Origin of the sequence: Parvibaculum sp. (genome assembly GCF_030651915.1) — a bacterium.
In the GTDB taxonomy this organism is placed as follows: domain Bacteria; phylum Pseudomonadota; class Alphaproteobacteria; order Parvibaculales; family Parvibaculaceae; genus Parvibaculum.
This window is the reverse complement of sequence record NZ_JAUSBV010000002.1, coordinates 261,470-288,468: the sequence shown is the minus strand read 5'-3', so window position 1 is coordinate 288,468 and position 26,999 is coordinate 261,470. Positions and strand designations below refer to the sequence as shown.

Here is a 26,999-nt window from a genome sequence, read left to right as displayed (position 1 = left end):
CGCAATGACGCTGTAGATTGGGGCCATGCAGATCCGCCGCGCAGATGATGACGACTGGCAGGAGGTGGCGCGCGTGTTCATCGCGGCGCGGGCGGGGATGGCTTACCTGCCGAAGCTCCACAGCGATGCCGATACGCGGCTTTTCATCCACCGCGTGGTCAGGCGCAGCGCGGTCTGGCTGGCGGTGCGCGGGGACGCGCTGCTGGGCTTCGCGGCGCTGGAACCCGGCTGGCTGCATCATCTCTATGTCGATCCGGCGGCGCAGAACGCAGGGGCAGGCTCGGCCCTGCTCGAAAAGGCCAAGGCCGAGCTGCCGGGGGGCTTTTCGCTGTGGACGTTTCAGGCCAATCTCGGCGCCCGCCGCTTCTATGAGCGGCATGGATTGAAAGAGACGCGCCGGACCAACGGCGCCGACAACGAGGAGGGGCTGCCCGACATTCTCTATGAATGGACAGGACAAGCCGGGGACGCGCATTGAGCCAGACGCCGAAAGAAACGAAAGAACTCGAAACCGAAAACAAGGGCCCGCTGAAAGGCGTCAAGATCGTCGATCTGACGGCGGTGGTTTTCGGCGCCTATGCGACGCAGATCCTCGGCGACATGGGCGCCGATGTGATCAAGGTCGAGGCGCCATCGCCGACGGGCGGCGGCGGCGCGGGCGGCGACATCATGCGCTGGCCGGGACACCTGCCGGAAGGCGCCGCGCCCGATCTCGGCCCGATTTTCATGACCATCAACCGCAACAAGCGCTCGGTGCTGCTCGACCTCGCCAGCGCCGAGGGCCGCGCGGCGCTGTTGAAGATTGTCGAGAGTGCCGATGTGCTGGCCTCGAACATCCGCTATGCGGCGATGAAGAAGCTCGGCCTCTCATATGAAGACATCAAGGCGGTGAAGCCCGACATTATATTTGTCCATGCGGCGGGCTATGGCTCGGATGGGCCTTATGCGGGATTGCCGGCCTATGACGATCTGATCCAGGCGGGCTCGGGCGCGGCCGATCTGCTGGGCCGCATGGATGGCGACCCGAAGCCGCGCTATATCCCGACCATCATGGCCGACAAGGTGTCGGGCCTGTTCATGGTGCAGGCGATCACCGCCGCGCTCTTCCACAAGGAGCGCACCGGCGAGGGGCAATTCGTCGAAGTGCCGATGCTGGAAGCGGTGACCTCCTTCGTGCTGGCCGAACATTTCTACGACCATGTCTACGATCCGCCGACCGGGCAATGGACCTATGGGCGCATCACCAATCCCGACCGCCGGCCCTACAGGACGCGCGACGGCCATATCGGTCTGCTGCCCTATTCCGACAAGCAGTGGGAACAGTTTTTCGAACTGGCGGGCCGGCTCGACGATTACAAAAACGATCCGCGCTTCAACACCTACAAGGCGCGCACCGTCCATATCCGCGACCTCTATGCGATGATCGAGGAAACGACCGAGACGAAGACGACGGAGGAATGGCTGGCGCTGTTGAAGCCGCTTTCCATTCCCGCCGTGAAGATGAACCGGCTGGACGATCTGCAGGACGATCCGCATTTGCAGGCGGTCGGTTTCTTCGCCCGCTACGACCACCCGGACGCCGGACCCTATTTTGCGCTGAAACCGCCGGTGCGTTTTTTCCAGAGCCCGTCGAGCATTCGCCGCCATCCGCCGCGCCTCGGCCAGCAGACGGCGGAAGTGCTGCGCGAGGCGGGGATGAGCGAGGCGGAAATCGCGGCGCTGACAAGGACGAAAGAGATCAGCTAGAATTCCCCGGCGGCCACGCGGGCCGACACCGCCATCTAGATGTCCCGAGACAACCCCTCCGAGCGCGCTTTCACATCGTCGCTCAGCTGCCGCACGATCCCGGTCGCCTTGCGGATATCGGCATCGCCGAAAGACCCGCCCAGACTCGCCGCGATCAAAAGCAGCCGCGCATCGAGTTCACGGTAGAACGCCGCGCCCTTGCGCGTCAGCCGCACAAGCTTCGAGCGCCGGTGCTTGGGATTGTCGGTGAATTCGACGAGCCCCCCGGCCGCCAGTTCGTCGGCCAGTCGCTGCATGCGCTGCCGGCTGGTGGGCCGCATCTGGGCAATCTGCGGCACGGTTAGCGGACCGAGCAACGCAAGGCTGCGCATGAAGCCGAAGGCGCCGCCGCCCCAGTCCGTGACGAGCCCCGTCTTCTGGCCGAGCGCCCGTATCCGGAAGAAGCACTGCGCCACTTCGAGCATCAGCTCGGCCACGGCCTCGCCCTTGCCGTCAGCGCCCGCCGCCGTTTTTCGGTCCGCCGCTGCCTTTCGGCCCGTCTCCGCCTTGTGTCGTGCCGATGCCATCGTTTTCCTTCCTCCGCTGTCCGCCAATCTCCCCGATTGACACCGGAGTTGTCAATTTCTAGGATGACACCTTGGTTGTCATATTCGGGAGGACAGGACGATGGACCCCGCCGCACCGCAGTCGACCGACGCCGGAACCGGTAACGAAACCGCCGGCGCCGTCGCGCGCCCGCCGCTTCTCTTCCTCGGCGCTCTCCTCCTCGGCTTCGCCGTCGATCACCTGTTGCCCCTGCCGCGCCCCGTTCCGGGGGTGGGCCTTGGCCACACGGTCGGCGCCGTCATCGCCGGCGCGTTCATCCTTGGCGGCGTCGCGATCTTCGCCGCCGCGATCCGCAACTTCGCCGGGGCGGCAACGCCTGTTCAGGGCACAAAGCCCGTCACGGCGCTGGTGACGACCGGCATTCATGGGCTGAGCCGCAATCCGATCTATCTCGGCATGTTTTTGATCTATATCGGCATCGGCCTTGTCGTGCGCAGCCCGTGGATACTCATCCTTGTGCTGCCGCTCGCCCTCTTGATCCGCTACGGCGTCGTCGCCCGCGAAGAGGCCTATCTCGAGCGTCGCTTCGGCAACGCCTTCCGCGACTACAAGGCCCGCGTCCGCCGCTGGCTCTAGCGCGGCAGGAAATGTCGGCAAGGGTCCTTCTTCTCTTCACGCTCGCCTTGCTGGCGGTCCTCGTCCTTTTGAGTTTCATCGTTACGCCCAGGCACTGGTCGACCGGTGAACAGGGCGCGCCGCCACTGCCGGTCGTCTCCGGCGGGCCGCCGGTCGAACTGCCGCGCCGTGTCTGGGTCGATACCGACGCCGCCTGCGGCCATGCCCTCGATGCCGATGCCGACGATTGTTTCGCCCTTCTCGTCCTGCTGCGCGCCGCCGAAATCGACATCATCGGCATTTCCGCGGTGGCGGGAAACGCGCCCGCCGCCGCGGCGGCGCAGATCGCGCGCGATCTCATTGCACAAGTGGCGCCCGCGCCGCAGGTCTATCACGGCCCCGCCGCGCGCATCGCACTCCAGGCGGCGCTCGCCGAAGGCCCGCTCGTGATCGTCGCGCTGGGTCCGCTGACGAACATCGCAGCCAGCCTGCGCGAACGCCCCGACCTCCGGCACAACGTGGCCCGGCTCGTCGCCGTCATGGGCCGTCGGCCGGGTCATCTTTTCCATCCGTCCGAGGGAAGCGGCACCGGCATTCTGTTCGGCCACGGTCCGGTGTTCCGGGATTTCAATTTCGAAAAGGATCGCGCCGCCGGGCATGAAATCGTGGCGATGCATCTCCCGCTCACGCTCGTTCCCTACGAAGTGGCTCGGCGCCTGCGCCTCACGGCCGCCGATCTGGCCCGGCTCGAAACGGCAGGCGGCGCCGCAGCATGGGTCGCGCGGCGCGCGCATGGCTGGTTGCGCTTTTGGGTCACTGTCGTCGGCCTCGACGGTTTCTATCCGTTCGACGCGCTGGCCGCCGCCTATGCGATCGAGCCTGCGCTGTTCGATTGCGCGGACGCGGGCGTCTGGATCGCCAGGGACGCAAGACGCGGGGGCACCCGATTCGGCTCCGAGGCCCTTTTGGTCGGGCTCGACAGCGAGCGCGCCGAAGAGCCGCTGGCGAGCAGCTCGGCCTACTATTGCGTCCGCATGTCCCCCGAAATGCATGATTGGCTCATGGCGCGGCTGATCGACCGCTAGGGCGGCTTCGTGCACCGCCGGGGTGACGCTGCATTTTTGGCAACGCGTGGACGTCGATCTCAAACACAGGCCATGTTTGCAGCGCGCCCGCCTTGTCCCCTCCCCCCGCGCCCGACATAATGCGCGAAACCAAGAACGCCCGCGTCATCAAGGAGGCCCGCCATGTCCGATGAAATTTTTCCCGTGCCCGCCGAATGGAAGACGCGTGCGCTGATCGACGATACGAAATACAAGGCGATGTACGAAAGAAGCCTCGCCGACCCGGAAGGCTTCTGGCGCGACGAGGGAAAACGCATCGACTGGATGAAGCCCTATACGAAGATCAAGAACACCAGCTTCGACACGCATAACGTCTCGATCAAATGGTTCGAGGACGGGACGCTCAACGCCAGCGTCAACTGCATCGACCGGCATCTGGCAAAGCGCGCCGACCAGGTGGCGATCATCTGGGAAGGCGACGATCCGGCCACCGACAAGAAGATCAGCTATCGCGAACTGCATGAAGAGGTCTGCCGGTTCGCCAATGTGCTCAAAAGCCGCGGCGTCAGACGCGGCGACCGGGTGACCATCTACATGCCGATGATCCCGGAAGCGGCTTACGCGATGCTGGCCTGCGCGCGCATCGGCGCGGTGCATTCGGTGGTCTTTGGCGGCTTCTCGCCCGACGCCCTGGCCGGGCGCATTGTCGACTGCGCCTCGACCTGCATCGTGACCGCCGACGAAGGCGTGCGCGGCGGCCGCAAGATTCCGCTGAAAGCCAATACCGATGCGGCACTCGAAAAATGCCCGGACGTCAAAACCGTCATCGTCGTGAAGCACACGGGCGGCACTGTCGGCATGATGGAAAGGCGCGACGTCTGGTATGACGAGGAAGCGGCGAAAGTGCCGGCGAGCTGCAAGCCGGAGGAGATGGGCGCCGAAGACCCGCTCTTTATTCTTTATACGAGCGGCTCGACCGGAAAGCCGAAAGGCGTGCTGCACACAACCGGCGGCTACATGGTCTATGCGTCGATGACGCATCAATATGTGTTCGACTATCACGATGGCGACATCTACTGGTGCACGGCCGATGTCGGCTGGGTGACCGGCCACAGCTACATTCTCTACGGGCCGCTGGCCAATGGCGCGACGACGCTGATGTTCGAAGGCGTGCCGAACTATCCCGACGCCTCGCGCTGCTGGCAGGTGATCGACAAGCACAACGTCAACATCTTCTACACCGCGCCGACGGCGCTGCGCGCGCTGATGCGCGAGGGCGACGGACCGGTGAAAAAGACCAGCCGAAAATCGCTGCGGCTTTTGGGCTCGGTCGGCGAGCCGATCAACCCCGAAGCCTGGCTCTGGTATCACCGCGTCGTCGGCGACGGCCGCTGCCCGATCGTCGACACCTGGTGGCAGACCGAGACCGGCGGCATCTTGATCACGCCGCTGCCCGGCGCCACCGCTTTGAAACCCGGTTCGGCGACCCGGCCTTTCTTCGGCGTGCAACCCGTCATCGTCGATGCCGAGGGGAACGTGCAGGAAGGTGCGACCAGCGGCAATCTCTGCATCGACGATTCATGGCCGGGGCAGATGCGCAGCGTCTATGGCGATCACCAGCGTTTCGTCGAAACCTATTTCATTCAATATCCCGGCCGCTACTTCACCGGCGATGGCTGCCGCCGCGACGAGGACGGCTATTACTGGATCACCGGCCGCGTCGACGATGTGCTGAACGTCTCGGGCCACCGCATGGGCACAGCCGAAGTCGAAAGCGCGCTGGTGGCGCATCCGAAAGTCGCCGAGGCCGCCGTGGTCGGCTATCCGCACGACATCAAGGGCCAGGGCATCTATGCCTATGTGACGCTGAATGCCGGCGAGCCGGCCTCGGAAGCGCTGCGCAAGGAGCTGGTCGCCTGGGTGCGCAAGGAAATCGGCCCCATCGCCTCGCCGGACCTGATCCAGTTCGCACCCGGCTTGCCCAAGACGCGCTCGGGCAAGATCATGCGGCGCATCCTGCGCAAGATCGCCGAGGATGATTTCTCGAATTTGGGCGACACCTCGACACTGGCCGATCCCGGCGTGGTGACAGACCTCGTCGACAACCGGCAGAACAAGGCGGGGTGAGGCTTGATCCCATCCGTATAATGATGAAAGGCCGCCCCCCGGGGCGGCCTTTTTTCGTGACAGCGGTCGAGCAGAGTGAAATCATCCTTCTTGGGAACAGGGGGGTTTTCATGACACTCAGGACATTGTCACTCGCCGCAATATTCATCCTTGCGGCATCTGCATCTCGCGCAGAGACCATCGAATTCGAGGTGCCGGATTCAACTGAACGTCTGCTCGTCGCAATTCCCGACGGATGGAAGGAAGCACACAGGAAGACTGACGAGCGTCAGACGATCGTCGAATATATTCCCGCAGAGCAATCGCTCAAGAGCTGGGAAGACATGATCACCGTCACCGTTCTGCGAACGCCGATACCGGCACCATCCGGCTTCGCACAGAACTATTCACAAATTTTTATTACGACTTTCGAGAACAGTTATTGCGACAGGAGATTTGATCCGCCCACCGTCATTGGCGGACCGCGCAACAATTTTCCATCAGCGGTATACCAGTTCGATTGCTTTACAAAACCAGAGGCGAAAGCCGCCGCCGCCGGCGTTCTCGTCCGCAACTACGAAATGGTCGGAGGAATCGTAATTGAAGGAAAGCACGGGCTTTTTCATGTACAGCGCGCCTGGCACAGCGACGAATTCAAAGTAAATGAACGGGGTGAATTCCTGGTCCCGATGCACGTTGTCGACAAGGTTCTCGCGGCGAGAGACGCCATTCACGACTTCGGTGTTGGCGGCACGACGCCCTGCGACACCGCCGCGGCAGACCGACCCTGCACAACACCCCCAATAGCAGGGCAATAATCAGTACTTTCACAGCTTGGGAACCGCCTCACCCGCCGCGCGCAGCGACATGTCGAAAAACGGGCAAAAAATCGACACGTCCGCCGGATATGTCGATCGAATCGCCATTTATCGACACGTTCCGTTACGTCGTGCAGCACCAGCGCCATGCCCGACACCGCCTATGGACTTGCCGCGCCCGCGCCCTATCTCTTTTCGGGGCCGGGGCGTTGCGAGAGGAACTTCAGATGCGCGGCATTCTGCTCTGGGCGGTCGGCGTCCCGATCCCGATCATCATCCTGATCTATCTGCTGTTCTGATCCGGCGGCGGCGGCAGCGGAACCGCCGCCACATGGCACCAGCCGGCCCGGGCGCCGCCCTCATAGGCCCGCGCATGACCCTTCGCGATCAGCGCTTCGGCGATATCCCGATGCGTGGCGCTGGCAAGCCTGGCGCGCACGCGGCCGCCGAACTTGTCGTTCTCGATCTCGCGAAGCGCCACGGGCCCCTCGCCGACAAGCGCGATGAGCGCCGCCCGCGCCGCCACGGCGCGCTCCTTTTCTTCGCTGCATTTGCCCCTGAGTTCCGGTGTGTCGATGCCCGAGAGCCTGACATGCGTCTCGACCGTCTGGCCGAGCCAGATGCGGGCCCTGACCACCAGCGAATCGCCGTCGATGACGCGGATCACCTCGGCCTCGACCGGGCCCGCCAGCCGCTCGGCGGCCTCGGCCGGGAGCGCGAAAAGCAGGGCCGCCAGAGCCGGAACGAGGATACGCATACGCCACCTGAGAGACTGAATTCAAGAATTTAGGAATTTAATCACATTCGACCAACAACGCAAGCCATAGCGCAGCAGATAACGGGGTGACCGGCGCGCGGCGGCTCCGACAAGATTCGATTGATTCGACCAGGCCGATCATGCCCCTAATAGCGGGCGCCGGCGGCAAAGGGCGGAAAGAGATGCAAAACAGGACGTTCTACGTCAAACCATGTTGGGACGCGGAAGCAGGCGTTTTCTATTCGGAAAGCGACATCGAGGGGCTGCATGTCGAAGCCGCAACGCTCGAGGCTTTCCGCGAGGTTGTGATGGACGCCGCCGCCGAACTGATCGTGGCGAACCATCTGAGTGCGCCCGATCTGGCGAACACGACACCGCCAACGGCATCATGAAGGATATCGGCAGCGCGAAGCGGTTCTAGTTTTCCGCGCCCTTACCGGCACATGCCCCAGGAGGCCATTTCGAAATGGAAATGGTCGGCATGCTGCCTGTTGTAATCGGGGCCGAGCACGGTGGCGAAGAGGCCGCAAGCGCCGCGATGCACGGCGGCGAGGAAGCGGCCTTCATCGCTGTCGGCGCCCCAGTGATCCTCGACCATGATGCGCCGCCCGTCGGCGACGCCGAAACCGGCAACGTCGATGGCATTGGCCGAGGCGTGGCCGCTGATCCGTCCCGCCGCCGCATTGTTGACATTGCGGCAGGCATAGGTGCCGAGGTGATGGAAGCGGGTGATCTCGGCGCCGAGATGTGCGGCCGCGGCCGGCACAACGACATGGCGCTCCCACATCAAAAGCGCGACCGCGGCCGGGCAGGTCAGGCGGATGCCGCCGCCCCAGGGGATCAGCGATTGCTGCAGGTAGAGGCCCTGTTCCATGCCGCAGCCGGGCGTCGGCGAGACGATGCTGTCGGCCCGCGCCGTCGCGCCCGAGGCGCCGACCGCCGCCATGCAGACGCCATGGGCGCCGTGGAGCCGGCGCAGCTTGAACGGCGTGACCATGTTCGGCGCCGCCCGGATGTCGAGCGGCTTGAAGGGATGATAGGCGGCCGGGAAATTGAGCCAGGCAAACCAGCCGGCCGCGACGACGAGGCCGGTGATCAGCGTCAAACGGGCGATGCGGCCGATGCGGATCAGCGCGCGACGCAGACGGGGCGACAGCAATCCGCTCAAAAATCCGGTCAAAGACGGTCCTGGCCGATGCCCCCCGGGGCCCGGTGGAAAGGAAGAAAGACAAGAAGATCAGAAGTCGCTGAGAATGCCCTTCTTCTCCCAGTCGCCATAACGTGTCGGCTCCGGCCCGTCGCGGCCGCCGATTTCGCGCGGGGCCTCGGCGGCTTTCGCCGCCTTGCGCCGCGTTTCGGCCTCGGCCAGCGCGCGCCTGGCCGCCGGCGTCAGCTGCTTGCCGGGCGGGGGCGCATCGGGCGTATCGTCCATCTCGGTCATCGGCACCGGTTCCGGTTTTTCTTGAAGCGGCAGCAGCCAAACTACATATAGGTCGTGAACAATCCGGACGCCAGCGGCGGCCGCCACCGAAAGGAAACGGGAAACGCGATGAATACGGCCAGGACCTTCATGCTGCTCGCCGCGCTGACGGCGCTTTTCATGGGGATCGGCTATCTGATCGGCGGCGCCGGCGGTGCGGCGATCGCTTTCATTGTCGCGGCGGGGATGAATTTCTTCGCCTACTGGAATTCCGACAAGGTGGTGCTGCGCATGTATAAAGCGCGCCGCGTCGACGAGACGACGGCGCCCAATTATTTCCGCATCGTCCGGCGCCTGGCGCAGAATGCCGGCATTCCGATGCCGGCGACCTATATCGTCGATTCGCCGCAGCCGAACGCCTTCGCGACCGGCCGCGACCCCGAACATGCGGCGGTGGCGGCAACCAGCGGCTTGATCGAAATGCTGACGCCGGAGGAACTCGCCGGCGTGATGGCGCATGAGCTCTCCCATATCAAGAACCGCGACACGCTGACCATGACGGTGACGGCAACGATTGCCGGCGCGATTTCGATGCTGGCCAATTTCGCCCTCTTCTTCGGCGGCAACCGCAACGCGCCGGGCGGTTTCATCGGCGTACTGGCGCTGGCGATCCTGGCGCCGATGGCGGCGGGCCTCGTGCAGATGGCGATCAGCCGCACGCGCGAATATTCGGCCGACAAGGGCGGCGCCGAAATTTCCGGCAATCCGCTCTGGCTCGCCTCGGCGCTGGAGCGCATCGAGGGCGCGGCGCGGCAGACCCGCAATGCCGGCGCCGAGCGCAACCCGGCGACCGCGCATATGTTCATCATCAATCCGCTGAACGGCGAGGGCCGCGACAATCTGTTCTCGACCCATCCGGCGACCGGCAACCGCGTCGCCGAATTGCGCAAGCTGGCGCAGGCGATGGCCGCCGGCCGGGTGCGGGGCTGAGCGCACCGCGCCTGCCGCTTTGTGTTGAAGCGGGGCCTGTGCTCTAACCTCGGCCCATGAACGACTTTGCCCCTGAAAATACCGTCGCGCCGGGCCTTGCCGCGCGCCGCGGCGCCGCCGAACTGCTGAGCGCGGTGCTGACGCGCCGCCGCCCGCTCGACGACGCCATCACCGTGGAAATGGCGACCGGGCATCTCGCCGCCGCAAGCCCGCGCGACCGCGCCTTTGCCCGCCTGATCGCGGCAACGACGCTGCGCCGCCTCGGCACCATCGATCACGTGATCGCGGCGATGCTCGACAGGGAATTGCCGAAGCGCGCCGGGGTGACGCAGAACATCCTGCGCGCCGGTGCGGCCGAAATGCTCTTCCTCGGCGTCGCCGCCCATGCGGCCGTCGACATGGGCGTCGAGACGGCCGCCCGCGACAGCGCCGCGCGGCATTTCAAACCGCTGGTCAACGCGGTGCTGCGCCGGATCGCGCGCGAGGGAAAACCGCTGCTCGATCATCTTGACACGGAGCGTCTCGACACGCCGGACTGGCTGTGGAAAAGCTGGCTGGCCGCTTACGGCGAGGCGACGACACGGGCAATCATCCGCGCCCATTATGCCGATCCGCCGCTCGACCTCTCGGTGAAACGCGACAGCGAGCGCGCGCAATGGGCCGAGACGCTGGGCGCCGATCTGCTGCCGACCGGGACGCTGCGTCTGGCCGGCGCCGGCCGCATCGAGGCGCTGCCGGGTTTCGCCGACGGTGCCTGGTGGGTGCAGGATGCGGCCGCCGCGCTGCCCGTTCGCCTGCTCGGCGATGTCGCCGGGCGCGAGGTGCTCGATCTCTGCGCGGCGCCGGGCGGCAAGACGGCCGAACTCGCCGCACTTGGCGCGCGCGTTACGGCGCTCGACCGCTCGGCCCCGCGGCTCGAACGGCTGAAGGAAAACCTGACGCGGCTCGGCCTTGAAGCCGAAACCATTGTCGCCGATGCGGGCGACTATGCGCCGGGGCGGACATGGGAGCGGATCCTGCTCGATGCGCCCTGTTCGGCGACCGGCACGGCGCGCCGCCATCCCGATGTGCTGCATCTGAAATCGCCCGCCGACCGCGACAAGCTGACCGTGCTGCAGGCGCGCCTGATCGCGCGCGCCGCCGCGCTGCTGGCGCCGGGGGGCGTGCTTGTCTATTGCACCTGTTCGCTGGAACCCGAAGAAGGCGTCGAGCGCATCGAGGCCTTTCTGGCCGCGCAGCCCGATGTCGTGCGCCAGCCGATTGCCGCCGATGACGTGGCCGGCCTCGCCGAATTGTTGACGCCGGCCGGCGATCTGAGAACGCTGCCGTCGCATTTCGGCGATCGCGGCGGTCTCGACGGCTTCTATGCCGCGCGCCTCGTCCGCCGCGGCTGACCCGAGCCGGCAAGCGGGGGCTTTCCATTTGACGGCACAGGCGGCCATTGGCAGTCTGACCCCGTCACCACCGAGGATGCGAGACCGTGCCCGACAGCCTGGAAAAACCCGCAGCGCCGCAAATCTGCATCGCCTGCGAAGGAACGGTCTTCGAGCCGGCCGGCAATTATCGCGGCTACGACATCTATCATTGCCTGCGCTGCGGATTTCGCTTCACCCATCCGATACCGGGCGCAGCCGAGATCGCCGCGGTCTACGAAAAATACAACAAGGCCGGGAAATACACCGCCAAGGCCGAGCGCAAGGTCGTGCGCGCGCAAAAGCGCATCCGGCGCTACATGCGCCACGCGCCGGGAAAGCGCTTTCTCGATGTCGGCTGCAGTGTCGGCACGGCGGTCGAGGCGGCGCGCCGCTGCGGGCTTGAGGCCTATGGCATCGATATCGGCGATCAGAGCATCGCCATCGCGCGCGAGATTTTCCCCGGCGGGCACTATCATGCCGGCGCCATCGAGAGCCTGCCGCCGGAATGGGGCAATTTCGATTTCATCTATTCGGCGGAAGTGATCGAGCATCTTCCCGATCCGCATGCCTATTTCTCAGCGCTCAGCCCACGGATCAATGCCGGCGGCCTGCTCTATCTGACGACACCGGATGCCGGCCACTGGCTTGTGCCGAAGGACTTCGCGAAATGGAGCGCGGTCTATCCGCCGGAGCACCTTCTGTTCTTCACCCGCGACGCCATGCGCCACTTCCTCGGCCGGCACGGCTTCGACGTGATCAAATTCGTCTGGTCGCCCTTCAAGCATCATCTCAAGCTTCTGGCGCGCAAACGCTGAGAAGGCGGCGGCTGGTGCCCTTGCCGCGCCCGGGGCAAAAAGCGCCGATTCTTGCGCCCCGGGAATCTACCTGTTAATCACTGATTTCAGGATTCCGACCCCGCAGCCTGCCCTGTTCCCGGGGATGCCACCACGAGAGAGCCCTTCATGAGCGGCATCAAGATCGCCCCCTCGATTCTGGCCTCCGACTTTGCCCGGCTGGGCGAGGAAGTGCGCGCCGTCTCCGACGCGGGCGCCGACTACATCCATGTCGATGTGATGGACGGGCATTTCGTCCCCAACATCACCATCGGCCCCGATGTCGTGAAGGCGCTCAGGCCCCATTCCGACAAGGTCTTCGACGTCCATCTGATGATCGCGCCGGTCGATCCCTATATCGACGCCTTCGCCGGCGCCGGCGCCGACATCATTACCTTTCACCCGGAGGCCGGCGCCCATCCGCACCGCACGATCCAGGCGATCAAGGCGGCCGGCTGCAAGGCCGGCCTCTCGCTCAATCCGGGCACGCCGCTCGAGGCCTTGTGGCCGCTTCTCGGCGATATCGACCTCGTGCTGGTGATGTCGGTCAATCCCGGTTTCGGCGGTCAGAGCTTCATCGAAAGCCAGTTGCCGCGCATCGAAACCATCCGTAAGCGGATCGATGCATCCGGGCGCGCCGTCGATCTCGAAGTCGATGGCGGCATCAATTTCGAAACCGCGCCGCGCGCCATCGCCGCCGGTGCCGACGTTCTGGTGGCCGGCACCGCGACATTCAAGGGCGGGCCCACCGCCTATGCAAAGAACATCGCGACACTGCGTGGCGCCCGGTAAGGCGCGCGCTGAAACCCCTGTCCGGAGGCGGCCGCAGGTCCATGACCGGTGAAGGTGCAAGAACCGACCGGGAGAGCAAGACGCAAGCGCTGGCCCGCGCCGGCGCTGCCTCGGGCAACCGCGCCATCGACCTGGCCGCGGCGGCGGCCGTCCGCATCCGCGACGCCGGCCTTGCCCGCGCCTTTGGCAGCTGGCTCTACAGCCAGACGCTGCGCGGACCGATGCCCGATCACATGGTGCTCTATCCGACCGACCTCCGGCCCGGCCGCGCCTCGAAGGCCGATGCGCTTTTTCAGGGACGATGGCATCTGCCCGGCGGGCAGTTGCGGGCCCCCGGCGCCTCCTCCCCCTTCGCCGCCGATCCGCCAAGCGAGCGCTGGGCGGAGGAACTGCATGGCTTTTCGTGGTTGCGCCATTTCACGACGGCACATGCAGCCGGCACGGGCGATGCTGCGCGCGCCTATGCGCAGAAGCTTGTCGCCGACTGGATCGCAACCGAAGGCGAGTGGCATTCGATCGCCTGGCGGCCGCAGGTCATCGGCCGCCGCCTGACCTCGTGGGTGGCCAACGGCGCGCTGATCATCGACGGCACCGAACTGGTCTACCGCTCGATGCTTCTGCGCAACATGGCCCGTCAGGCGCGTCACCTCGCCCGCATCGCCGCCATGGCGCCGGCCGGCGAACCGCGCATCGTCGCGGCCATCGGTCTCGCCTTCTCCGGTCTCTGTCTTTCGGAAGGCCACAAGCGGCTGAAGAAGGGTATCGTGCTTCTCTGCCGCGAGTTGAACCGGCAAATCCTGCCCGATGGCGGCCATGTCAGCCGCAATCCCTCGGCGCAATTGTCGATCCTGCTCGACCTTCTGTCGTTGCGCGAGGCCCTGGTCTCGCGCCGCATCGACGTGCCCAAGCCGATCCGCGATGCCATCGACCGGATGACGCCGATGCTGCGTTTCTTCCGTCATGGCGACGGGCGCCTCGCACTCTTCAACGGTTCGACCGAAGGACCGGAAGGCGCGATCGACGCCGCGCTTGAACGCGACGACGCCAAGGGCCGCCCCTTCGGCTATGCGCCGCATTCGGGCTATCAGCGCCTCGCGGCCGGCCCGACCGGCCTTGTCGTCGATGCCGGCAAACCGCCGCCCGGGCCCTTCAGCCACGAGGCGCATGCCGGCTGCCTCTCCTTCGAAATGAGCGTTGGCCGCGCCCGCATGATCGTCAATTGCGGCGCAACGAAAGTGTTGGGGCCGGACTGGGAAGCGGCCAGCCGCGCCACCGCCGCCCATTCGACATTGGTGCTGGCCGACACTTCGTCGGCGCGGATGCTGCGCGGGAAAATCTCGCGCGCGCTGCTCGGCGCCCGGATCATGGACGGCCCGCGCCGCGTCGAGAGCCGCCGCAACGAAAACGAGGCCGGCGTCTGGCTCGACATGGCCCATGACGGCTACGCCGAGAATTTCGGCCTCCTTCACCGCCGCCGCCTCTTTCTGTCGGCGACCGGTGAAGACCTGCGCGGCGAAGACATGCTGGAGCCGGCGCCGTCCATCCGCGCCCTGCCCTGGCAAGCGCGCTTCTGGACAAGCCGGCCGACCGATCCCGACTTTGCCATCCGCTTTCACCTCCATCCCGACGCCCGCGTCTCGCTGGCGCATGACCGCAGCAATGTGCTGGTCATGCTGTCGAATGGCGATGGCTGGCAATTCCGCGCCCGCACCGCCGGCGGCCAATGCGAGATCTCGATCGAGGAAAGCGTCTATCTGGGTTCGGGCGACGCGACACGGCGCACCGAACAGGTGGTGGTGACCGGCAAGGTCTTTCGCGGCGAGGCGCGGGTCAACTGGGCCTGGCGGCGGCTCTCGACCCGCAATGCCGGCCGCACCGGCCGCGAAGACGCCGATGTGCCGGAACTGCCGGACCTCTATTAGTCCTTCTTCGCCGGCTTCATCACCATCTGGCTCTGGGTAACGACCGCGCAGAGGCGGCCGTCATTCCGCGTGATTTTGGTCTGCCAGACCATCAGCCGCCCACCCTTGTGAAAGGGCTCGCAGGTGGCGATGGCGGTGTCGCCAAGCGGCACGGGGGCGAGGAAATTGGTCTTGCTCTCCACCGTCGTGGTCGAGGCCCCTTCGGGCAGGTTGAGCACGGTCGCGACTGCCCCCACCGTGTCGGCAAACGACATGATCGCCCCGCCATGCAGAATGTCGGGAATGGTGCAGAGCTCCTTGCGGACCGTGAGCCTGGCGACGACCCGGTCGGGCGTCGCCTCGACAAGCTCGATGCCGAGGAGGTTGGCGAAGGGAAGGTAGGAGATATCGAGGGGCTGGCTCATGGCAGCTTTCTTGAGGTTTCGGCATTTCGGGGCCACAAGCCTAGCGGCGCCCGGACCTCGTTTCGATGACCTTTGAGGTAAAAACTCAAGGGCCATTTTGCCGATGCCGCCTTGGCCCTTGCCGCGTTTCATGCTATCGCCCCGGCCATCCCTCGCCCGCACCGGAACAGTCCCATGACCTCCGCCAAATCCCACATGCAAGCCGCCGATATCCAGCGCGTCCGCCGCGCCCTGCTTTCGGTCTCCGACAAGACCGGCCTTGTCGAATTCGCCCGGGCGCTGCACGGGGCGGGCGTCGAGCTGGTCTCGACCGGCGGCACGGCAAAGGCGATCAAGGAAGCGGCGCTGCCGGTGAAGGACGTGGCCGACCTGACGGGTTTCCCCGAAATGATGGACGGCCGGGTGAAGACGCTGCATCCGAAGGTGCATGGTGGACTGCTGGCCGTGCGCGACGACGCCGACCACGCCGCCGCCATGAAGGAACACGGGATCGGCGGCATCGACCTTCTCGTCGTCAATCTCTATCCCTTCGAGGCGACGGTGGCGAAGGGCGCCGCTTACGACGACTGCATCGAGAATATCGACATCGGCGGCCCGGCGATGATCCGCGCCGCGGCCAAGAACCATGCCTATGTCGGCGTCATCGTCGATGCGGCCGACTACGCAGCCGTGATCGAGGAACTCGGCGCGAAAGGCGGAACGAGCCTCGCACTGCGCCGGCGCCTTGCACAAAAAGCCTATGCGCGCACCGCCGCCTATGACGCGGCGATCTCGAACTGGTTCGCCGATGCGCTCGGCGAAACCGCGCCCACCTACCGCGCCTTTGGCGGGACGCTGAAACAGACGCTGCGCTACGGCGAGAACCCGCACCAGATCGCAAGCTTCTATGTGACCGGCGAGAACCGGCCCGGCGTCTCCAACGCCATGCAGTTGCAGGGCAAGGAACTTTCCTACAACAACATCAACGACACCGACGCGGCCTTCGAACTGGTCGCCGAATTCGACCCCGCGCTGGCACCGGCCATCGCCATCATCAAGCACGCAAATCCCTGCGGCGTCGCGACCGGCGCAACGCTGGCTGACGCCTACAGGAAGGCGCTCGCCTGCGATCCGGTCTCGGCCTTTGGCGGCATCATCGCGTCGAACCTGCCGCTTGACGGCGAGACGGCCGAAGAGATCGCCCGCATCTTCACCGAAGTGATCATCGCGCCCGATGCGGACGAAGATGCGCGCCGCATCATCGGCGCGAAAAAGAATTTGCGCCTGCTGATTACCGGTGGCTTGCCGGATGCGGGCACACCGGGCCTCAATTTCAAGGCGGTGGCGGGCGGCATGCTGGTGCAGTCGCGCGACAACGGACGCGTCGACACGCTCGACCTCAAGGTGGTGACGAAGCGCGCACCGACGGCACAGGAAATGGCCGACCTCAAATTCGCCTTCCGCGTCTGCAAGCACGTCAAGTCGAACGCAATCATCTATGTCAAGAACGGCGCCACCGTCGGCATCGGCGCCGGCCAGATGAGCCGCGTGGACTCGGCCCGCATCGCGGCGCGGAAAGCCCAGGACGCCGCCGAAGCGGCCGGCGAAAAGACGCCGGCGACCATCGGCTCGGTCGTTGCATCCGACGCCTTTTTCCCCTTTGCCGACGGGCTTCTGTCGGCCGCCGAAGCCGGCGCCACGGCGGTGATCCAGCCCGGCGGCTCGATGCGCGACGAAGAGGTCATTGCGGCGGCCGACGAAAAGGGTCTCGCCATGGTGATGACGGGCATGCGCCACTTCCGCCACTGAGGCCGAACACAACCGTTAGTGAACCACGGCGCTTGCCCGTTCTTCTTTCACGAAGAGAAGGCCGATCAGTCCGGCGAGGATCAGCGGCACGACGACCATCAACCCGAAGCGCTGGTTCTGCGTCATCGTCGTCACGATGCCGATGAAGAGCGGTGCGACCCAGGCGGTCGCCTTGCCGACCAGCGCGAAGAGACCGAAGAACTCGGTCATCATTTCACGCGGACTGATCCGCGCCATCATCGTCCGGCTCGACGCGATCACCGGCCCGACGGATAGCCCGAAGAGACCGACAGTGAGCAGGAAGAGCTGCTGCGGCAGCGTGGTGAAGGCGCCCGCATCCGCCGCCACCTGCACCTCGACCACATAGAAGATCCGGTCCCGGTCGAAGGACAGCAGCATGAGGAACGTTCCGATCACGCCGAGAAGCGCCCAGACCAGCGTCCGCTTCGAACCGATCTTGAGATCGACCCAGCCGCCGACAAAAGCGCCGAAAGCGGCAAAGAGCGTCACCCAGATACCGTAGACGGCCATCTCCATCGCGCCCCAGCCGAAAATCCCGGCGGCGAGAATGCCGCCGAAAACGAAGATCGCCGTCATGCCGTCATAGAAAAGCATGCGCGAGAACAGATAGAGCGCGACATTGCGGAAATGGCGCACGGCGCGCAGCGTCGCAACAAGGCGCTGCAATCCTTCGCGCGCCGCCTGCATACGGCTGAGGCCGCGGCTCTTCTGGTCCGGCACAAGCAGCAGCAACGGCAACATGAAGACGGCAAACCAGAGGCCCGAGATCGGCCCGATGATGCGATCCGTTTCATGCGCTTCCTTCGAGAGACCGAATATCGGCTCGGAAGGAATGAAGGAAGCCTCCACCTCGCCCGGCAATTGCAGCAGGATCAGCACCAGCACCAGCGCGACGATCGCGGCAAGCTGGCCGACGCCGATACCGATGCCCGAAAGCAAACCGATCCGCCGGTCCGACGCGATGGTCGGCAGCATGGCGTTGGCGAAGATGATCGTGAATTCCATGCCGATGGCGGCAACGACAAGCGCGATCATGACCGGCAGCAGCGGCGTCCCCGGCACCGCAAACCAGAGCGCGAAGCAGCCCGCCGCGCAAATTAGCGTGGTGACGACGATCCAGGGCTTGCGCGGTCCCGCCGCATCCGCCATCGCGCCGAGCAGCGGGCTCAGAAGCGCAATCGAAATGCCGGCCACCGCCTGCACATAGCCCCAATAAGCCTGACCCTCGATCGGGTTGGCGGCCAGCACCTGCGTGAAGAAGGGTGGAAACAGGAAAATGGTGATCAGCGAGAAGTAGGTCTGGTTCGCCCATTCATAGAGAACCCAGGCGCCCTGCGCGATATTGGAGGCGGGTTCGCGCCCGCCCGTATCGTGGGGCGGCGTGAGCCCCGGCACCGCGCCCTCGATCACCGCGCTCAATCCACCGCCTCCGCCCGTTCCTCCTTGACGAAGAACATGCCGACAAGACCGATCCCGAGCAGCAGCAGGATCGAGGCAAAACCGATGCGCTGGCTCTGGAACACATGCGTCGCAACGCCGACCAGCAGCGGCCCGAGAAACGCCGTCGCCGTGCCCGAAAGCGCATAGATGCCGAAAAATTCCGACATCTTCGAAACCGGCGCGATCCGCGCCAGCATCGTGCGGCTGTTGGCATAGGCGGCCGTGATGCAGATGGCAACGATCAGCACGACGATCAGATACATCAGCTCCGGCAGCGTGGCGAAGAAGGGCAGGTTCCAGACCGGCGGCGCGGTTGCCGGATCGTGCGGAATGAAGAAGAACATCTCGGTCGGCGTCATTGAGATCGCCAGCACCAGACCGACACAGGTGCCGCCGATCGAAACGATGATGGCGCGCTTCGAACCGAACCGGTCGTCGAGCCAGCCGCCGAAAATGCCACCGCCGACCGCGAAGACCGAAAGCACGATGCCGTAGACGGTCAGCGTCAGCACGTCCCACCCGAAGACGCCGGCCGCATAGACGCCGCCGAAAATCAGCACCGCGGTCTTGCCGTCATTGTAGAACATGCGCGCGACCAGATAGATCGCGATGTTGCGGTAGGACCTGAGCTTCTTCACCGTACCGACGACCGAGCCGATGCCGCGCCGGATCGCCGTGCCGACCGGCACGCCGGCGCCCGCCACATCCGGCGTCCACAGCAGCAGCGGCAAGGCGAAGACAAGCATCCACACCGCAACGATCGGCCCCGAGATGCGGCTGTTTTCATGCGCCGCTGCATCGATGCCGAAGAGCGGCGCGTCCGGAACGAAACCCCAGTCGACGGCACCCGGCAGCACAAAGGCCCAGAGCATGAAGCAGAGGATCAGCAGCGCGCCGGCATTGCCGAGCGCCAGGCCGAGGCCCGACAAAAAGCCGATGCGCTCATGCGGGGCGACGGCAGGCAGCATCGAATTGTGAAAGACCGCCGAGAATTCAAAAGCAACCGCGATCAGCACGATCAACACGGCGATGGTGAGGATCGACAGCCCCTCGCCGCCCGGCATCGCCCACCACAGCATGAATATCGCCGGCACCATCAGCGCGACGAAAAAAGCGATCCACGGTTTGCGCCGTCCACCGGTATCGGCAATGGCGCCGAGCACCGGCCCCAGACAGGCGATGAAGAAACCGGCAATGCCGTTGATGTTGCCCCAGATGGCTTGGCCGCGCACCGGATCGCCGACCACGACATTCGAGAAGTAGGGCGAAAAAATATAGATGGTGATCAGGATGACATAGGGGTTGCGCGCCCATTCGAAGACGGCCCAGCTCCACTGGCCGAGCCCGTTGGCCGCATGAGCGCCGGTCGCCGACAGAAGCTGCGCGCTTGCCTGACCCGGCACCTGAACGCGTATGGGTTCGTCATCCGCTGCCGGCCGGTTTACAGAATCCAATTCTCGCCCCTCATGCCCGGCCCTTCATCGCACGGGGCCGAATTTTGTTTCCTCAAGTGGACCATGAAAGGCCGGATCGCGAAAGCGGCGGTTCAGGCGGCCACGCCGCAGCATTTCTTGTATTTCTTGCCTGAGCCGCAGCTGCAGGGATCGTTGCGGCCGATCTTTTCGACCTGGCGCGGGCGGGCGCCCATGATGCCGTCGACATAGAACCAGCGGCCATCCTGCCGGCGGAACGTGCTTGTTTCGTGGTGAAGGCGCTTGTCGCCGGCCTGCGTGTAATGGGCGACAAACTCGACGACGCCTTCCGCCTCGCCGGGCCCGCCGCCTTGCGTATGGCGGACTTCAAGGCCGGTCCACGTGCTGGCCGCCGCCCAGTCGGCCGCCCCCTTGCGGTCGAAATCCTCGCGCGTGCCCGGCAGCAGCGTCTCTTCCAGATAGTCGATATTGCCGGTGGCGAAGGCCGAATAGCGCGAACGCATCAAGGCTTCCGGCGTCGGCGGCAGCTTGGCGCCCGAAAGGTGGGGCTCGCAGCAGGCCGAAAAACCGAGACCCGAACCGCAGGGGCAGGCATCAGAACCGGAAATCATGCGGAGTTGCGCCCTTCCTGTCGAACGCGGCCAAAGAAAAAGCCGCCTTGCGGCGGCTTCGTAAATCTGGAGCGGGCGATGAGATTCGAACTCACGACCCCAACCTTGGCAAGGTTGTGCTCTACCCCTGAGCTACGCCCGCATCCGGATCAACCGGGCGCCTGAAAACAAGGCGCCCGCCTGTGAGGGCGGTTTTATCGCCTATCGTCAGAACCAATGCAAGGCCCTTGTTTTCCGCCGGAAATTCGCCCTCCGCGCGTGCTTGCGCCATCGCGGCGCCCATGCCAATCAGGAGCGATGAACGACGACATGCCCCTGAAACTGACCACCAGCGCCGCTTTTCTCGGCTGGCTCGACGCACACGGCATCGTCCACGAAACCCGGATGCACCCGGCGCTGCACACGGTGGAGGAGGCGCAGGCCCACCGCGCGGACTGGCCGGATGCGGCGCGTGCCGGTGCCTTCTGCAAGAACCTCTTCCTGAAAGACAAGAAGGGCCGCCTCTGGCTGATCGTGACGCTGGAGGAACGGGAACTGAAGCTCAACAGCCTTGCAAAACCGCTGGGCAGCGCCCGGCTCTCCTTTGGCAATGCCGAGTTGATGGGCGAGGTGCTCGGCGTCCGTCCGGGTTCGGTAACGCCCTTTGCGCTGGTCAACGACCACGCGCATCACGTCACCGTCGTGCTCGACGCACCGATGCTCGCGCACCGCCGCCTCAACTACCACCCGCTCGAAAACACCGCGACCACGGCACTTTCACGCGACGATTTCATGGCCTTTCTGGCGCTCACCGGCCATCAGCCGATGATTCTCGACCTGGTGGCCGCAGCCGGCTAGCGTTTGAGGCGCGACAGCCAGAAAGCCAGCAGCGGCATCAGCAACAATTCCGCGGCCAGCGAATTGACGATTTCGGGATCGAAAACGACCGACAGGTCCGGCGCTGAGAAACGGGCGACGCCGCCGACGAAAATGGCCGCGAAGACCAGCAGGATCGCTTGCCGGTATTTGACCGGGTCGGTGGCGGCAAAAACAAGGAGCAACCCGAGCCCGGCGAACAGCCCACCAAAAAAGCGCACATGATTGTCGATCAGCGCATATTGCGCCTCGTCGGTCACCGCCAGGAACGGCCGCTCGCCAAGCCAGCCCATGGTCGGAATACCCGCAAGCGCCACGTTGAGCGCCAGAAAAATGACCGCCGCGCCCGAAAGCACCAGCACGATCCTGAACAATGCAGCCGACATCGATAGCCCCCTCCTGTGTTGTCTTCGAAGGCCATATGTGAGGCCCCGCGGGCATTTCCGCCAGACCGGTCACAAAGATTTCGCCGATTTCTTGCGCCCTCCGCATGGGCCGGGCTAAACCATTGTTTCCAAACGCCGCCGCTCCACCTTATGGGGCAGGACACAAGGGCCCGGAGAGAAATGGAACCGATTATCGGACAAGGCAACGCCACCGCGAATGCGGACGGCCTGATCGTCGACACCACCACCCAGACGTTTGCCCATGACGTCATTGAAGCCTCGCGTCAGGTGCCGGTGATCGTCGATTTCTGGGCCCCCTGGTGCGGGCCCTGCAAGCAATTGACGCCGATCCTCGAAAAGGCGGTCCTCGCGGCCCGGGGCGCGGTGAAGCTGGTCAAGATGAATATCGACGACCACCCCGCCGTCGCGCAGCAATTGCGCGTCCAGTCGATCCCGGCCGTCTTCGCCTTCAAGAACGGTCAGCCGGTCGACGGCTTCATGGGTGCGATGCCCGAGAGCCAGGTCAAGGCCTTCATCGAGCGGCTGGCCGGCGGCCTCGCCCCCTCCCCCGCCGAGGAACTGATCGAAATCGCGCAGGAAGCGTTTAACGCCCGCGATCTGTCGCAGGCCGCGCAAGCCTTCGCCCAGGCCGTCCAGGAAGAGCCCGGCCACCCGGCCGCCGTCGCGGGTCTCGCACGTTGCTACATCGAGGCCGGCGATCTCGACCGCGCGCGGCAGACACTGGCGCTGGTCAGGCCCGACGGCAAGAACGACCCCGCCTTCACTGCTGCGGAAGCGGCGCTGTCGCTGGCCGAAAAGGCGGCCGAACTCGGCGACGTCTCGGAACTCATCGAACGCATCGAGAAGAACCCGAAGGATCACCAGGCTCGTTTCGACCTGTCGCTGGCGCTGAACGCGGCCGGCGAACGGGAGCGCGCGGTGGAAGAGCTTCTGATCATCGTCGAATACGACCGCAAATGGAACGACGAAGCCGCGCGCAAGCAGCTGGTCGAATTTTTCGAAGCCTATGGACCGAAAGACGAGGCGACGCTGAGCGGACGCCGCCGCCTTTCCTCCATTCTGTTCAGCTAGGATCAATATGGGGTATGCGGATCGATACCGGACGACGGCGGACCTGCCGGGTTCAATACCGGTCTTTCCGCTTGCCGGCGCGATCCTGCTTCCGCGCGGACAATTGCCGCTCAATATTTTCGAACCGCGCTATTTGAAGATGATCGACGATGCCATTCGCGGCGAGCGTATCATCGGCATGGTCCAGCCCGACGGCGAGGAAGCGATTGCCGCCGCGCAGGTCGAAGGCCGGAAGCCGCGGCTCTGCGCCACCGGTTGCGCCGGGCGCATCACCTCTTTCACCGAAACCGATGACGGGCGCTTGATCATCACGCTGACCGGGATTTGCCGCTTCCGCCTCGGCACGGAACTGCCGGCGCTGACGCCCTACCGGCAATTCGAAATCGACTGCAGCGAATTTGTGCACGACCTGATACCGGGTCATGGCGAAGACGAGGTTTCCCGCGAACGTCTGCTCGAAATCCTGAAGGAATATCTCGACACGCATGGGCTGCAGGCAGACTGGCGGGCGATCAAGCTGTCGTCGAACGAATCGCTGGTCAACGCGCTCTGCACCATCAGCCCTTACGGGCCACGCGAGAAACAGGCGCTGCTCGAAGCCCGGACACTCGAGGACCGCAACCAGATGCTGATCGCCCTGACCGAAAAGGCACTGCGCGAACTTTCGCCGGGCGATGCCACCGTGCAATAACCGGCCGACATTGGAAAGACGAGAAAGAGACATGAGCGACAACGAGGAAAATACGCGCGGCGCGCGCATGGAAGTCGACCCGAAGCTGCTCGAAATTCTGGTCTGCCCGGTGACCAAGACGACGCTGCGCTACGATCGCACGAAGCAGGAGCTGATTTCCGAAAAGGCTCGCCTCGCCTTTCCGATCCGCGACGGCATTCCGATCATGCTGGTGGACGAGGCCCGGTCGCTTGACGATGCCTGATGTCCCGAAGCCCGGCGCCGCGCCTTGGCCGACGGAAATCAAACTCAGGAAATCGGAACGCTGCCTCGACATCGCCTTCGACGACGGCGCCCACTTCCGGCTGGAGGCGGAGCTCCTGCGCGTTGAAAGCCCGTCGGCCGAGGTACAAGGACATGGCAGCGGACAGAAGAAGACCGTGCCAGGCAAGGCGGCCGTTGCGATGACCGGCCTTGAACCGGTCGGCAACTATGCGTTGCGCATTCTCTTCGACGACGGCCACGACAGCGGCCTCTTCACCTGGGAGACGCTTTATCGCCTCGGCCGCGACCGCGAGAAGATCTGGACCGACTATCTGACGGCGCTGGAACGCGGAGGGCTCAGCCGGGAGTGATCAGACCGCTTCGCCCTTGAGCAGGCGCGGCAGATCGCCGACGGCACCACCTGCATGGCGCATGAAGAAACGGCGGAGCGGCGGCAACTCGTTGACGATCCCGAGCCCGAGATCGCGCGCAAGGCGCAAGGGGCCGATGTCGTTTGAAAACAAGCGGTTCAGCCCGTCCATCAGCAGCGACAGCGCCACATTGTCGAAGCGCCGCCAGCGCTGGTAGCGCTCCAGCACGTCGAGCGCCCCGATATCGAGACCGAGCCGCGCCGCATCGACGGCGACTTCGGCGGCGGCCGCGACATCCCGAAGCCCGAGATTGAGCCCTTGGCCCGCGATCGGGTGAATGCCATGCGCCGCATCGCCGACCAGCGCGAGACGCGGGCGCACATAGTCGCGCGCCAGCTGCAGGGTGAGGGGATAGGACCAGCGCGGTCCGACAGGTGCACACGCACCGAGATAGTCGCCGAAGCGCGCCCGCATCTCCTCGGCGAAAGCGTCGTCGCCAAGCGCGAGAATGGCTTTGGCGTCGGCGGTCTTTTCGGTCCAGACCAGCGAGGCGCGATTGCCGACCATCGGCAGGATCGCGAAGGGCCCGCCGGGCAGGAAATATTCCTGCGCCACGCCCTCATGCGGCAATTCGTGCTCAACGGTGCAAACAATGCCGGTCTGCCCGTAGTCCCAGCCGACGGTGCGGATGCCGGCGGCCTCACGCGTCGGCGAGCCGCGTCCATCGGCGGCAAAGCAAAGCCGCGCCGTCACGCTTTCGCCATTGGCGAGCGTCGCGGTGACGCCGGCGCCGTAGTCGACATGGGCGACCGATTGCGGCGCAATCAGCCGGATCGCCGGTTCGGCCGCCACCGCCTTTTGCAGCGCGATGCGCGTATGCCGGTTCTCGATCAGGTGCCCGAGCGGTTCGTCGCCGATTTCCTTGTGATCGAAATGCAGGAACAAAGGCGAGGCGCCCTCGCGCACCCGCCCGTCCGACACCATGATGTCGTTGATCGGCTGCATCTGGCCCTGAAGATGCTGCGTCACGCCGAGCCGCTCGAACATGCGGCAGGAGGCGAAGGCAATCGCCGAAACGCGGCCGTCGAATTTCGCATCTGTCGCCGTCGCCGGGTCGAGCACGTCGACCACAGTGACGCTCAAGCCGCCTTGCGCGCAGGCCAACGCCAGCGGCAGGCCGGTCAACCCGCCGCCGACAATCAGCACATCGCTGTCAGTCATCATACCCATGAAAGGCAAGATCGGCCGCCGCGCCCGCAAAGGCAAGCGCCGGATGGACGCAGGGCCCCCGGGGCGTCTAGTCTTTCCCGAACAACAAGAAAAGGGAGAGGCCCAATGACAGGCAAGGACGCCGCGGCCGCAGATCGCGCCACGCCGATACGGACGGGCATCGGCCTGACGGCCCTCGACGAGGCCTACCGCGAGGATCTCTACCGGGTGCTCGATGAAATGCGGACCCGCGACCCGGTGCATCGCGATCGGGAACTGGGCCGAATTTTTCTGACCCGGCACGACGACGTTCGCGCCGTTCTGCGCGACAAAACCCTGCATGTCGATCCGCGCCATGCCCTGCCCGATGCCTATATCCGCCTGATCACCGGCGCGTCGGTGGAGGCCGAAAACACCTTCGAGCCGTCTATGCTCTTTTCCGATGAACCGGATCACCGGCGTCTGCGGGGACTGGTGAGCCAGGCCTTCAACCCGCGCGCCATCGAAACGATGCGCGGGCGCATCGCCGCGATCGCCGAAGAGCTGCTCAATGCGATGGAAGACCATGACGAAGTCGATCTGATTGCGGTATTTGCGGGGCCGCTGCCGACCATGGTGATCGCCGAAATGTTGGGCGTGCCACTCGATCGCCGCGACGATTTCAAGCGCTGGTCGGACGATGTGGTGCTCGGTTTCGATCCGGTCGCAGGTGAAGAGACGAAGGCGCGGATCCACCTTTCGGGCGAAGCCATGCGCGGCTTCTTCCGCGAGATGATCGCCCGGCGCCGCGAGGCGCTGGGCAACGACCTGATCTCCGACCTGATCCGCGCGGAAGAGGAGGGAAGCAGCCTCGACAATAACGAGATCGTCAGCATGTGCACATTGCTGCTGACGGCCGGCAATGTAACGACAACCGATCTGATCGGCAACGGCGTTCATGCGCTGATCGCACATCCGGACCAGATGACCAGGCTGCGCGACAATCCCGGTCTCATCGTCAATGCGGTCGAGGAAATGTTGCGCTACGACACGCCGGTGACGGATTCCGGCCGCCTGCCGCATCACGACATGACGATCGGCGGTTGTCCGGTCGAGGCGGGCCGGTCGCTATCGACGTCGCTGGCCGCAGCCAACCATGATCCGGCCGTCTATCCCGAGCCGCACAAGTTCGATATTGAACGGCAGGACACGCATCATCACGCCTTTGGCGGCGGCACGCGTATGTGCCTCGGCGCACCATTGGCCCGCCTCGAAGCACAGATCGGCATTGCCATGCTTGTCACCCGCTTCCCGAACATGACCCCTGGCAGCAAACCCGGACGGCGGCGCCACCTTCCGTCATTCCGTGGATTCGAGACGCTGCTTGTACGGCTGAGATAAAAGAGGATTTCAGGTTGAACACGCGCATTGTGGATGAGCGGGGCGGTCATA

29 protein-coding genes and 1 tRNA gene are annotated in these 26,999 nt (G+C 65.0%); 19 read left to right on the top strand and 11 right to left on the bottom strand.

From position 1 onward, the window contains the following. Positions 1-25 precede the first annotated feature (25 nt). Together Q7V31_RS01850 and Q7V31_RS01845 are read left to right on the top strand one after the other, a co-directional pair. Positions 26-478, top strand: a complete 453-nt coding sequence (locus tag Q7V31_RS01850) for a GNAT family N-acetyltransferase (protein WP_304732110.1) — start codon at positions 26-28, stop codon at positions 476-478. Further along, positions 475-1,746 (top strand): CaiB/BaiF CoA-transferase family protein, encoded by a 1,272-nt coding sequence (locus Q7V31_RS01845; RefSeq protein WP_304732109.1) that lies wholly within the window; start codon positions 475-477, stop codon positions 1,744-1,746. Before Q7V31_RS01850 ends, Q7V31_RS01845 begins: the two co-directional genes overlap by 4 nt. A gap of 35 nt (positions 1,747-1,781) precedes the next feature. On the opposite strand, the gene Q7V31_RS01840 is transcribed toward Q7V31_RS01845, so the two are convergent. Beyond that, a complete protein-coding gene (locus Q7V31_RS01840; protein ID WP_304732108.1) occupies positions 1,782-2,312 on the bottom strand; it encodes a MarR family winged helix-turn-helix transcriptional regulator in 531 nt (176 codons plus the stop codon). Between the two features lie 100 nt (positions 2,313-2,412). Between Q7V31_RS01840 and Q7V31_RS01835 the strand changes: the two genes are divergently transcribed. The 4 genes from Q7V31_RS01835 (at position 2,413) to Q7V31_RS01820 (ending at position 6,895) form a co-directional block, all read left to right on the top strand. Further along, positions 2,413-2,928 carry an isoprenylcysteine carboxylmethyltransferase family protein gene (locus Q7V31_RS01835; RefSeq protein ID WP_304732107.1) on the top strand — a complete coding sequence of 172 codons (516 nt, stop codon included), beginning with the start codon at positions 2,413-2,415 and terminating at the stop codon, positions 2,926-2,928. Between the two features lie 11 nt (positions 2,929-2,939). Beyond that, entirely contained in the window at positions 2,940-3,992 is a 1,053-nt protein-coding gene (locus tag Q7V31_RS01830) for a nucleoside hydrolase (protein WP_304732106.1), read from the top strand. Between the two features lie 162 nt (positions 3,993-4,154). Continuing rightward, on the top strand, positions 4,155-6,098 hold the full coding sequence (gene acs / locus Q7V31_RS01825) for an acetate--CoA ligase (protein ID WP_304732105.1): 1,944 nt from the start codon (positions 4,155-4,157) through the stop codon (positions 6,096-6,098). 110 nt (positions 6,099-6,208) lie between these two features. Next, on the top strand, positions 6,209-6,895 hold the full coding sequence (locus Q7V31_RS01820; RefSeq protein WP_304732104.1) for a hypothetical protein: 687 nt from the start codon (positions 6,209-6,211) through the stop codon (positions 6,893-6,895). A 283-nt stretch (positions 6,896-7,178) separates the two neighbouring features. Here the strand turns inward: Q7V31_RS01820 and Q7V31_RS01815 are convergent, their stop codons facing one another. Further along, the gene (locus Q7V31_RS01815) at positions 7,179-7,652 is read right to left on the bottom strand and encodes a thermonuclease family protein (RefSeq protein ID WP_304732103.1); all 474 of its coding nucleotides are present in this window, start codon (positions 7,650-7,652) and stop codon (positions 7,179-7,181) included. Positions 7,653-7,834: 182 nt separating this feature from the next. Here Q7V31_RS01815 and Q7V31_RS01810 point away from each other — a divergent pair, with 182 nt between their 5' ends. Beyond that, positions 7,835-8,044, top strand: coding sequence for a DUF1902 domain-containing protein (locus Q7V31_RS01810; RefSeq protein WP_304732102.1), 210 nt, complete (start codon positions 7,835-7,837; stop codon positions 8,042-8,044). A 41-nt stretch (positions 8,045-8,085) separates the two neighbouring features. Here the strand turns inward: Q7V31_RS01810 and Q7V31_RS01805 are convergent, their stop codons facing one another. Together Q7V31_RS01805 and Q7V31_RS01800 are read right to left on the bottom strand one after the other, a co-directional pair. Beyond that, positions 8,086-8,832: an extensin family protein gene (locus Q7V31_RS01805; protein ID WP_304732101.1), complete on the bottom strand. Its 747-nt coding sequence runs from the start codon at positions 8,830-8,832 to the stop codon at positions 8,086-8,088. A 57-nt stretch (positions 8,833-8,889) separates the two neighbouring features. Beyond that, positions 8,890-9,084 carry a DUF1674 domain-containing protein gene (locus tag Q7V31_RS01800; protein WP_370690625.1) on the bottom strand — a complete coding sequence of 65 codons (195 nt, stop codon included), beginning with the start codon at positions 9,082-9,084 and terminating at the stop codon, positions 8,890-8,892. A gap of 117 nt (positions 9,085-9,201) precedes the next feature. Between Q7V31_RS01800 and htpX the strand changes: the two genes are divergently transcribed. The 5 genes from htpX (at position 9,202) to Q7V31_RS01775 (ending at position 15,024) form a co-directional block, all read left to right on the top strand. Continuing rightward, complete coding sequence (gene htpX, locus Q7V31_RS01795) at positions 9,202-10,062, top strand: zinc metalloprotease HtpX (protein ID WP_304732099.1); 861 nt, start codon at positions 9,202-9,204, stop codon at positions 10,060-10,062. Positions 10,063-10,118: 56 nt separating this feature from the next. Further along, positions 10,119-11,456 (top strand): RsmB/NOP family class I SAM-dependent RNA methyltransferase, encoded by a 1,338-nt coding sequence (locus tag Q7V31_RS01790; RefSeq protein ID WP_304732098.1) that lies wholly within the window; start codon positions 10,119-10,121, stop codon positions 11,454-11,456. 86 nt (positions 11,457-11,542) lie between these two features. Continuing rightward, positions 11,543-12,292 (top strand): class I SAM-dependent methyltransferase, encoded by a 750-nt coding sequence (locus Q7V31_RS01785; protein ID WP_304732097.1) that lies wholly within the window; start codon positions 11,543-11,545, stop codon positions 12,290-12,292. A gap of 147 nt (positions 12,293-12,439) precedes the next feature. Beyond that, positions 12,440-13,102, top strand: a complete 663-nt coding sequence (gene rpe, locus Q7V31_RS01780; RefSeq protein ID WP_304732096.1) for a ribulose-phosphate 3-epimerase — start codon at positions 12,440-12,442, stop codon at positions 13,100-13,102. A 41-nt stretch (positions 13,103-13,143) separates the two neighbouring features. Next, a complete protein-coding gene (locus Q7V31_RS01775) occupies positions 13,144-15,024 on the top strand; it encodes a heparinase II/III family protein (protein ID WP_304732095.1) in 1,881 nt (626 codons plus the stop codon). Here the strand turns inward: Q7V31_RS01775 and Q7V31_RS01770 are convergent. Next, complete coding sequence (locus tag Q7V31_RS01770; RefSeq protein WP_304732094.1) at positions 15,021-15,428, bottom strand: PaaI family thioesterase; 408 nt, start codon at positions 15,426-15,428, stop codon at positions 15,021-15,023. The two genes, Q7V31_RS01775 and Q7V31_RS01770, sit on opposite strands and share 4 nt — an antisense overlap. Positions 15,429-15,602: 174 nt before the next feature. Here Q7V31_RS01770 and purH point away from each other — a divergent pair, with 174 nt between their 5' ends. Further along, positions 15,603-17,216: a bifunctional phosphoribosylaminoimidazolecarboxamide formyltransferase/IMP cyclohydrolase gene (purH, locus tag Q7V31_RS01765; RefSeq protein ID WP_304732093.1), complete on the top strand. Its 1,614-nt coding sequence runs from the start codon at positions 15,603-15,605 to the stop codon at positions 17,214-17,216. Positions 17,217-17,231: 15 nt separating this feature from the next. Here the strand turns inward: purH and Q7V31_RS01760 are convergent, their stop codons facing one another. From Q7V31_RS01760 to Q7V31_RS01745, 4 genes are all read right to left on the bottom strand, one after another. Then, a complete protein-coding gene (locus Q7V31_RS01760; protein WP_304732502.1) occupies positions 17,232-18,647 on the bottom strand; it encodes an MFS transporter in 1,416 nt (471 codons plus the stop codon). A 5-nt stretch (positions 18,648-18,652) separates the two neighbouring features. Next, positions 18,653-20,131: an MFS transporter gene (locus Q7V31_RS01755; RefSeq protein WP_304732092.1), complete on the bottom strand. Its 1,479-nt coding sequence runs from the start codon at positions 20,129-20,131 to the stop codon at positions 18,653-18,655. Positions 20,132-20,223: 92 nt separating this feature from the next. Next, positions 20,224-20,721: a YchJ family protein gene (locus Q7V31_RS01750; RefSeq protein WP_304732091.1), complete on the bottom strand. Its 498-nt coding sequence runs from the start codon at positions 20,719-20,721 to the stop codon at positions 20,224-20,226. A 67-nt stretch (positions 20,722-20,788) separates the two neighbouring features. Next, positions 20,789-20,863 (bottom strand) — tRNA-Gly (locus tag Q7V31_RS01745). Between the two features lie 155 nt (positions 20,864-21,018). On the opposite strand from Q7V31_RS01745, the gene Q7V31_RS01740 reads away from it, so the two are divergent. Further along, positions 21,019-21,558, top strand: a complete 540-nt coding sequence (locus tag Q7V31_RS01740; RefSeq protein ID WP_304732090.1) for a prolyl-tRNA synthetase associated domain-containing protein — start codon at positions 21,019-21,021, stop codon at positions 21,556-21,558. On the opposite strand, the gene Q7V31_RS01735 is transcribed toward Q7V31_RS01740, so the two are convergent. Then, positions 21,555-21,962, bottom strand: coding sequence for a DUF4345 domain-containing protein (locus Q7V31_RS01735; protein WP_304732089.1), 408 nt, complete (start codon positions 21,960-21,962; stop codon positions 21,555-21,557). The two genes, Q7V31_RS01740 and Q7V31_RS01735, sit on opposite strands and share 4 nt — an antisense overlap. A gap of 180 nt (positions 21,963-22,142) precedes the next feature. Between Q7V31_RS01735 and trxA the strand changes: the two genes are divergently transcribed. From trxA to Q7V31_RS01715, 4 genes are read left to right on the top strand one after another with little or no spacing between them, the layout of a single operon-like run. Further along, positions 22,143-23,054 carry a thioredoxin gene (gene trxA / locus Q7V31_RS01730; protein WP_304732088.1) on the top strand — a complete coding sequence of 304 codons (912 nt, stop codon included), beginning with the start codon at positions 22,143-22,145 and terminating at the stop codon, positions 23,052-23,054. Positions 23,055-23,061: 7 nt separating this feature from the next. Further along, on the top strand, positions 23,062-23,745 hold the full coding sequence (locus Q7V31_RS01725) for an LON peptidase substrate-binding domain-containing protein (protein ID WP_304732087.1): 684 nt from the start codon (positions 23,062-23,064) through the stop codon (positions 23,743-23,745). 31 nt (positions 23,746-23,776) lie between these two features. Beyond that, complete coding sequence (locus Q7V31_RS01720; RefSeq protein WP_304732086.1) at positions 23,777-23,989, top strand: Trm112 family protein; 213 nt, start codon at positions 23,777-23,779, stop codon at positions 23,987-23,989. Beyond that, positions 23,982-24,359, top strand: coding sequence for a DUF971 domain-containing protein (locus tag Q7V31_RS01715; RefSeq protein WP_304732501.1), 378 nt, complete (start codon positions 23,982-23,984; stop codon positions 24,357-24,359). The genes Q7V31_RS01720 and Q7V31_RS01715 overlap by 8 nt, the downstream gene beginning before the upstream one ends. Here the strand turns inward: Q7V31_RS01715 and Q7V31_RS01710 are convergent, their stop codons facing one another. Continuing rightward, the gene (locus Q7V31_RS01710; RefSeq protein ID WP_304732085.1) at positions 24,360-25,589 is read right to left on the bottom strand and encodes an FAD-dependent monooxygenase; all 1,230 of its coding nucleotides are present in this window, start codon (positions 25,587-25,589) and stop codon (positions 24,360-24,362) included. A gap of 105 nt (positions 25,590-25,694) precedes the next feature. Here Q7V31_RS01710 and Q7V31_RS01705 point away from each other — a divergent pair, with 105 nt between their 5' ends. Next, on the top strand, positions 25,695-26,948 hold the full coding sequence (locus tag Q7V31_RS01705) for a cytochrome P450 (protein ID WP_304732084.1): 1,254 nt from the start codon (positions 25,695-25,697) through the stop codon (positions 26,946-26,948). Positions 26,949-26,999 lie beyond the last annotated feature (51 nt).

Bases quoted from the DNA above. Each gene is read 5' to 3' on its own strand.
- rpe (WP_304732096.1), top strand. From the start codon at position 12,440: ATGAGCGGCATCAAGATCGCCCCCTCGATTCTGGCCTCCGACTTTGCC.
- Q7V31_RS01790 (WP_304732098.1), top strand. From the start codon at position 10,119: ATGAACGACTTTGCCCCTGAAAATACCGTCGCGCCGGGCCTTGCCGCG.
- trxA (WP_304732088.1), top strand. From the start codon at position 22,143: ATGGAACCGATTATCGGACAAGGCAACGCCACCGCGAATGCGGACGGC.
- Q7V31_RS01830 (WP_304732106.1), top strand. From the start codon at position 2,940: ATGTCGGCAAGGGTCCTTCTTCTCTTCACGCTCGCCTTGCTGGCGGTC.
- Q7V31_RS01815 (WP_304732103.1), bottom strand. From the start codon at position 7,652: ATGCGTATCCTCGTTCCGGCTCTGGCGGCCCTGCTTTTCGCGCTCCCG.
- Q7V31_RS01740 (WP_304732090.1), top strand. From the start codon at position 21,019: ATGAACGACGACATGCCCCTGAAACTGACCACCAGCGCCGCTTTTCTC.
- Q7V31_RS01800 (WP_370690625.1), bottom strand. From the start codon at position 9,084: ATGGACGATACGCCCGATGCGCCCCCGCCCGGCAAGCAGCTGACGCCG.
- Q7V31_RS01725 (WP_304732087.1), top strand. From the start codon at position 23,062: ATGGGGTATGCGGATCGATACCGGACGACGGCGGACCTGCCGGGTTCA.
- Q7V31_RS01835 (WP_304732107.1), top strand. From the start codon at position 2,413: ATGGACCCCGCCGCACCGCAGTCGACCGACGCCGGAACCGGTAACGAA.
- Q7V31_RS01850 (WP_304732110.1), top strand. From the start codon at position 26: ATGCAGATCCGCCGCGCAGATGATGACGACTGGCAGGAGGTGGCGCGC.
- Q7V31_RS01775 (WP_304732095.1), top strand. From the start codon at position 13,144: ATGACCGGTGAAGGTGCAAGAACCGACCGGGAGAGCAAGACGCAAGCG.
- Q7V31_RS01770 (WP_304732094.1), bottom strand. From the start codon at position 15,428: ATGAGCCAGCCCCTCGATATCTCCTACCTTCCCTTCGCCAACCTCCTC.
- Q7V31_RS01710 (WP_304732085.1), bottom strand. From the start codon at position 25,589: ATGGGTATGATGACTGACAGCGATGTGCTGATTGTCGGCGGCGGGTTG.
- Q7V31_RS01715 (WP_304732501.1), top strand. From the start codon at position 23,982: ATGCCTGATGTCCCGAAGCCCGGCGCCGCGCCTTGGCCGACGGAAATC.
- acs (WP_304732105.1), top strand. From the start codon at position 4,155: ATGTCCGATGAAATTTTTCCCGTGCCCGCCGAATGGAAGACGCGTGCG.
- Q7V31_RS01750 (WP_304732091.1), bottom strand. From the start codon at position 20,721: ATGATTTCCGGTTCTGATGCCTGCCCCTGCGGTTCGGGTCTCGGTTTT.
- Q7V31_RS01705 (WP_304732084.1), top strand. From the start codon at position 25,695: ATGACAGGCAAGGACGCCGCGGCCGCAGATCGCGCCACGCCGATACGG.
- Q7V31_RS01840 (WP_304732108.1), bottom strand. From the start codon at position 2,312: ATGGCATCGGCACGACACAAGGCGGAGACGGGCCGAAAGGCAGCGGCG.
- Q7V31_RS01720 (WP_304732086.1), top strand. From the start codon at position 23,777: ATGAGCGACAACGAGGAAAATACGCGCGGCGCGCGCATGGAAGTCGAC.
- Q7V31_RS01810 (WP_304732102.1), top strand. From the start codon at position 7,835: ATGCAAAACAGGACGTTCTACGTCAAACCATGTTGGGACGCGGAAGCA.
- Q7V31_RS01820 (WP_304732104.1), top strand. From the start codon at position 6,209: ATGACACTCAGGACATTGTCACTCGCCGCAATATTCATCCTTGCGGCA.
- htpX (WP_304732099.1), top strand. From the start codon at position 9,202: ATGAATACGGCCAGGACCTTCATGCTGCTCGCCGCGCTGACGGCGCTT.
- Q7V31_RS01735 (WP_304732089.1), bottom strand. From the start codon at position 21,962: ATGTCGGCTGCATTGTTCAGGATCGTGCTGGTGCTTTCGGGCGCGGCG.
- purH (WP_304732093.1), top strand. From the start codon at position 15,603: ATGACCTCCGCCAAATCCCACATGCAAGCCGCCGATATCCAGCGCGTC.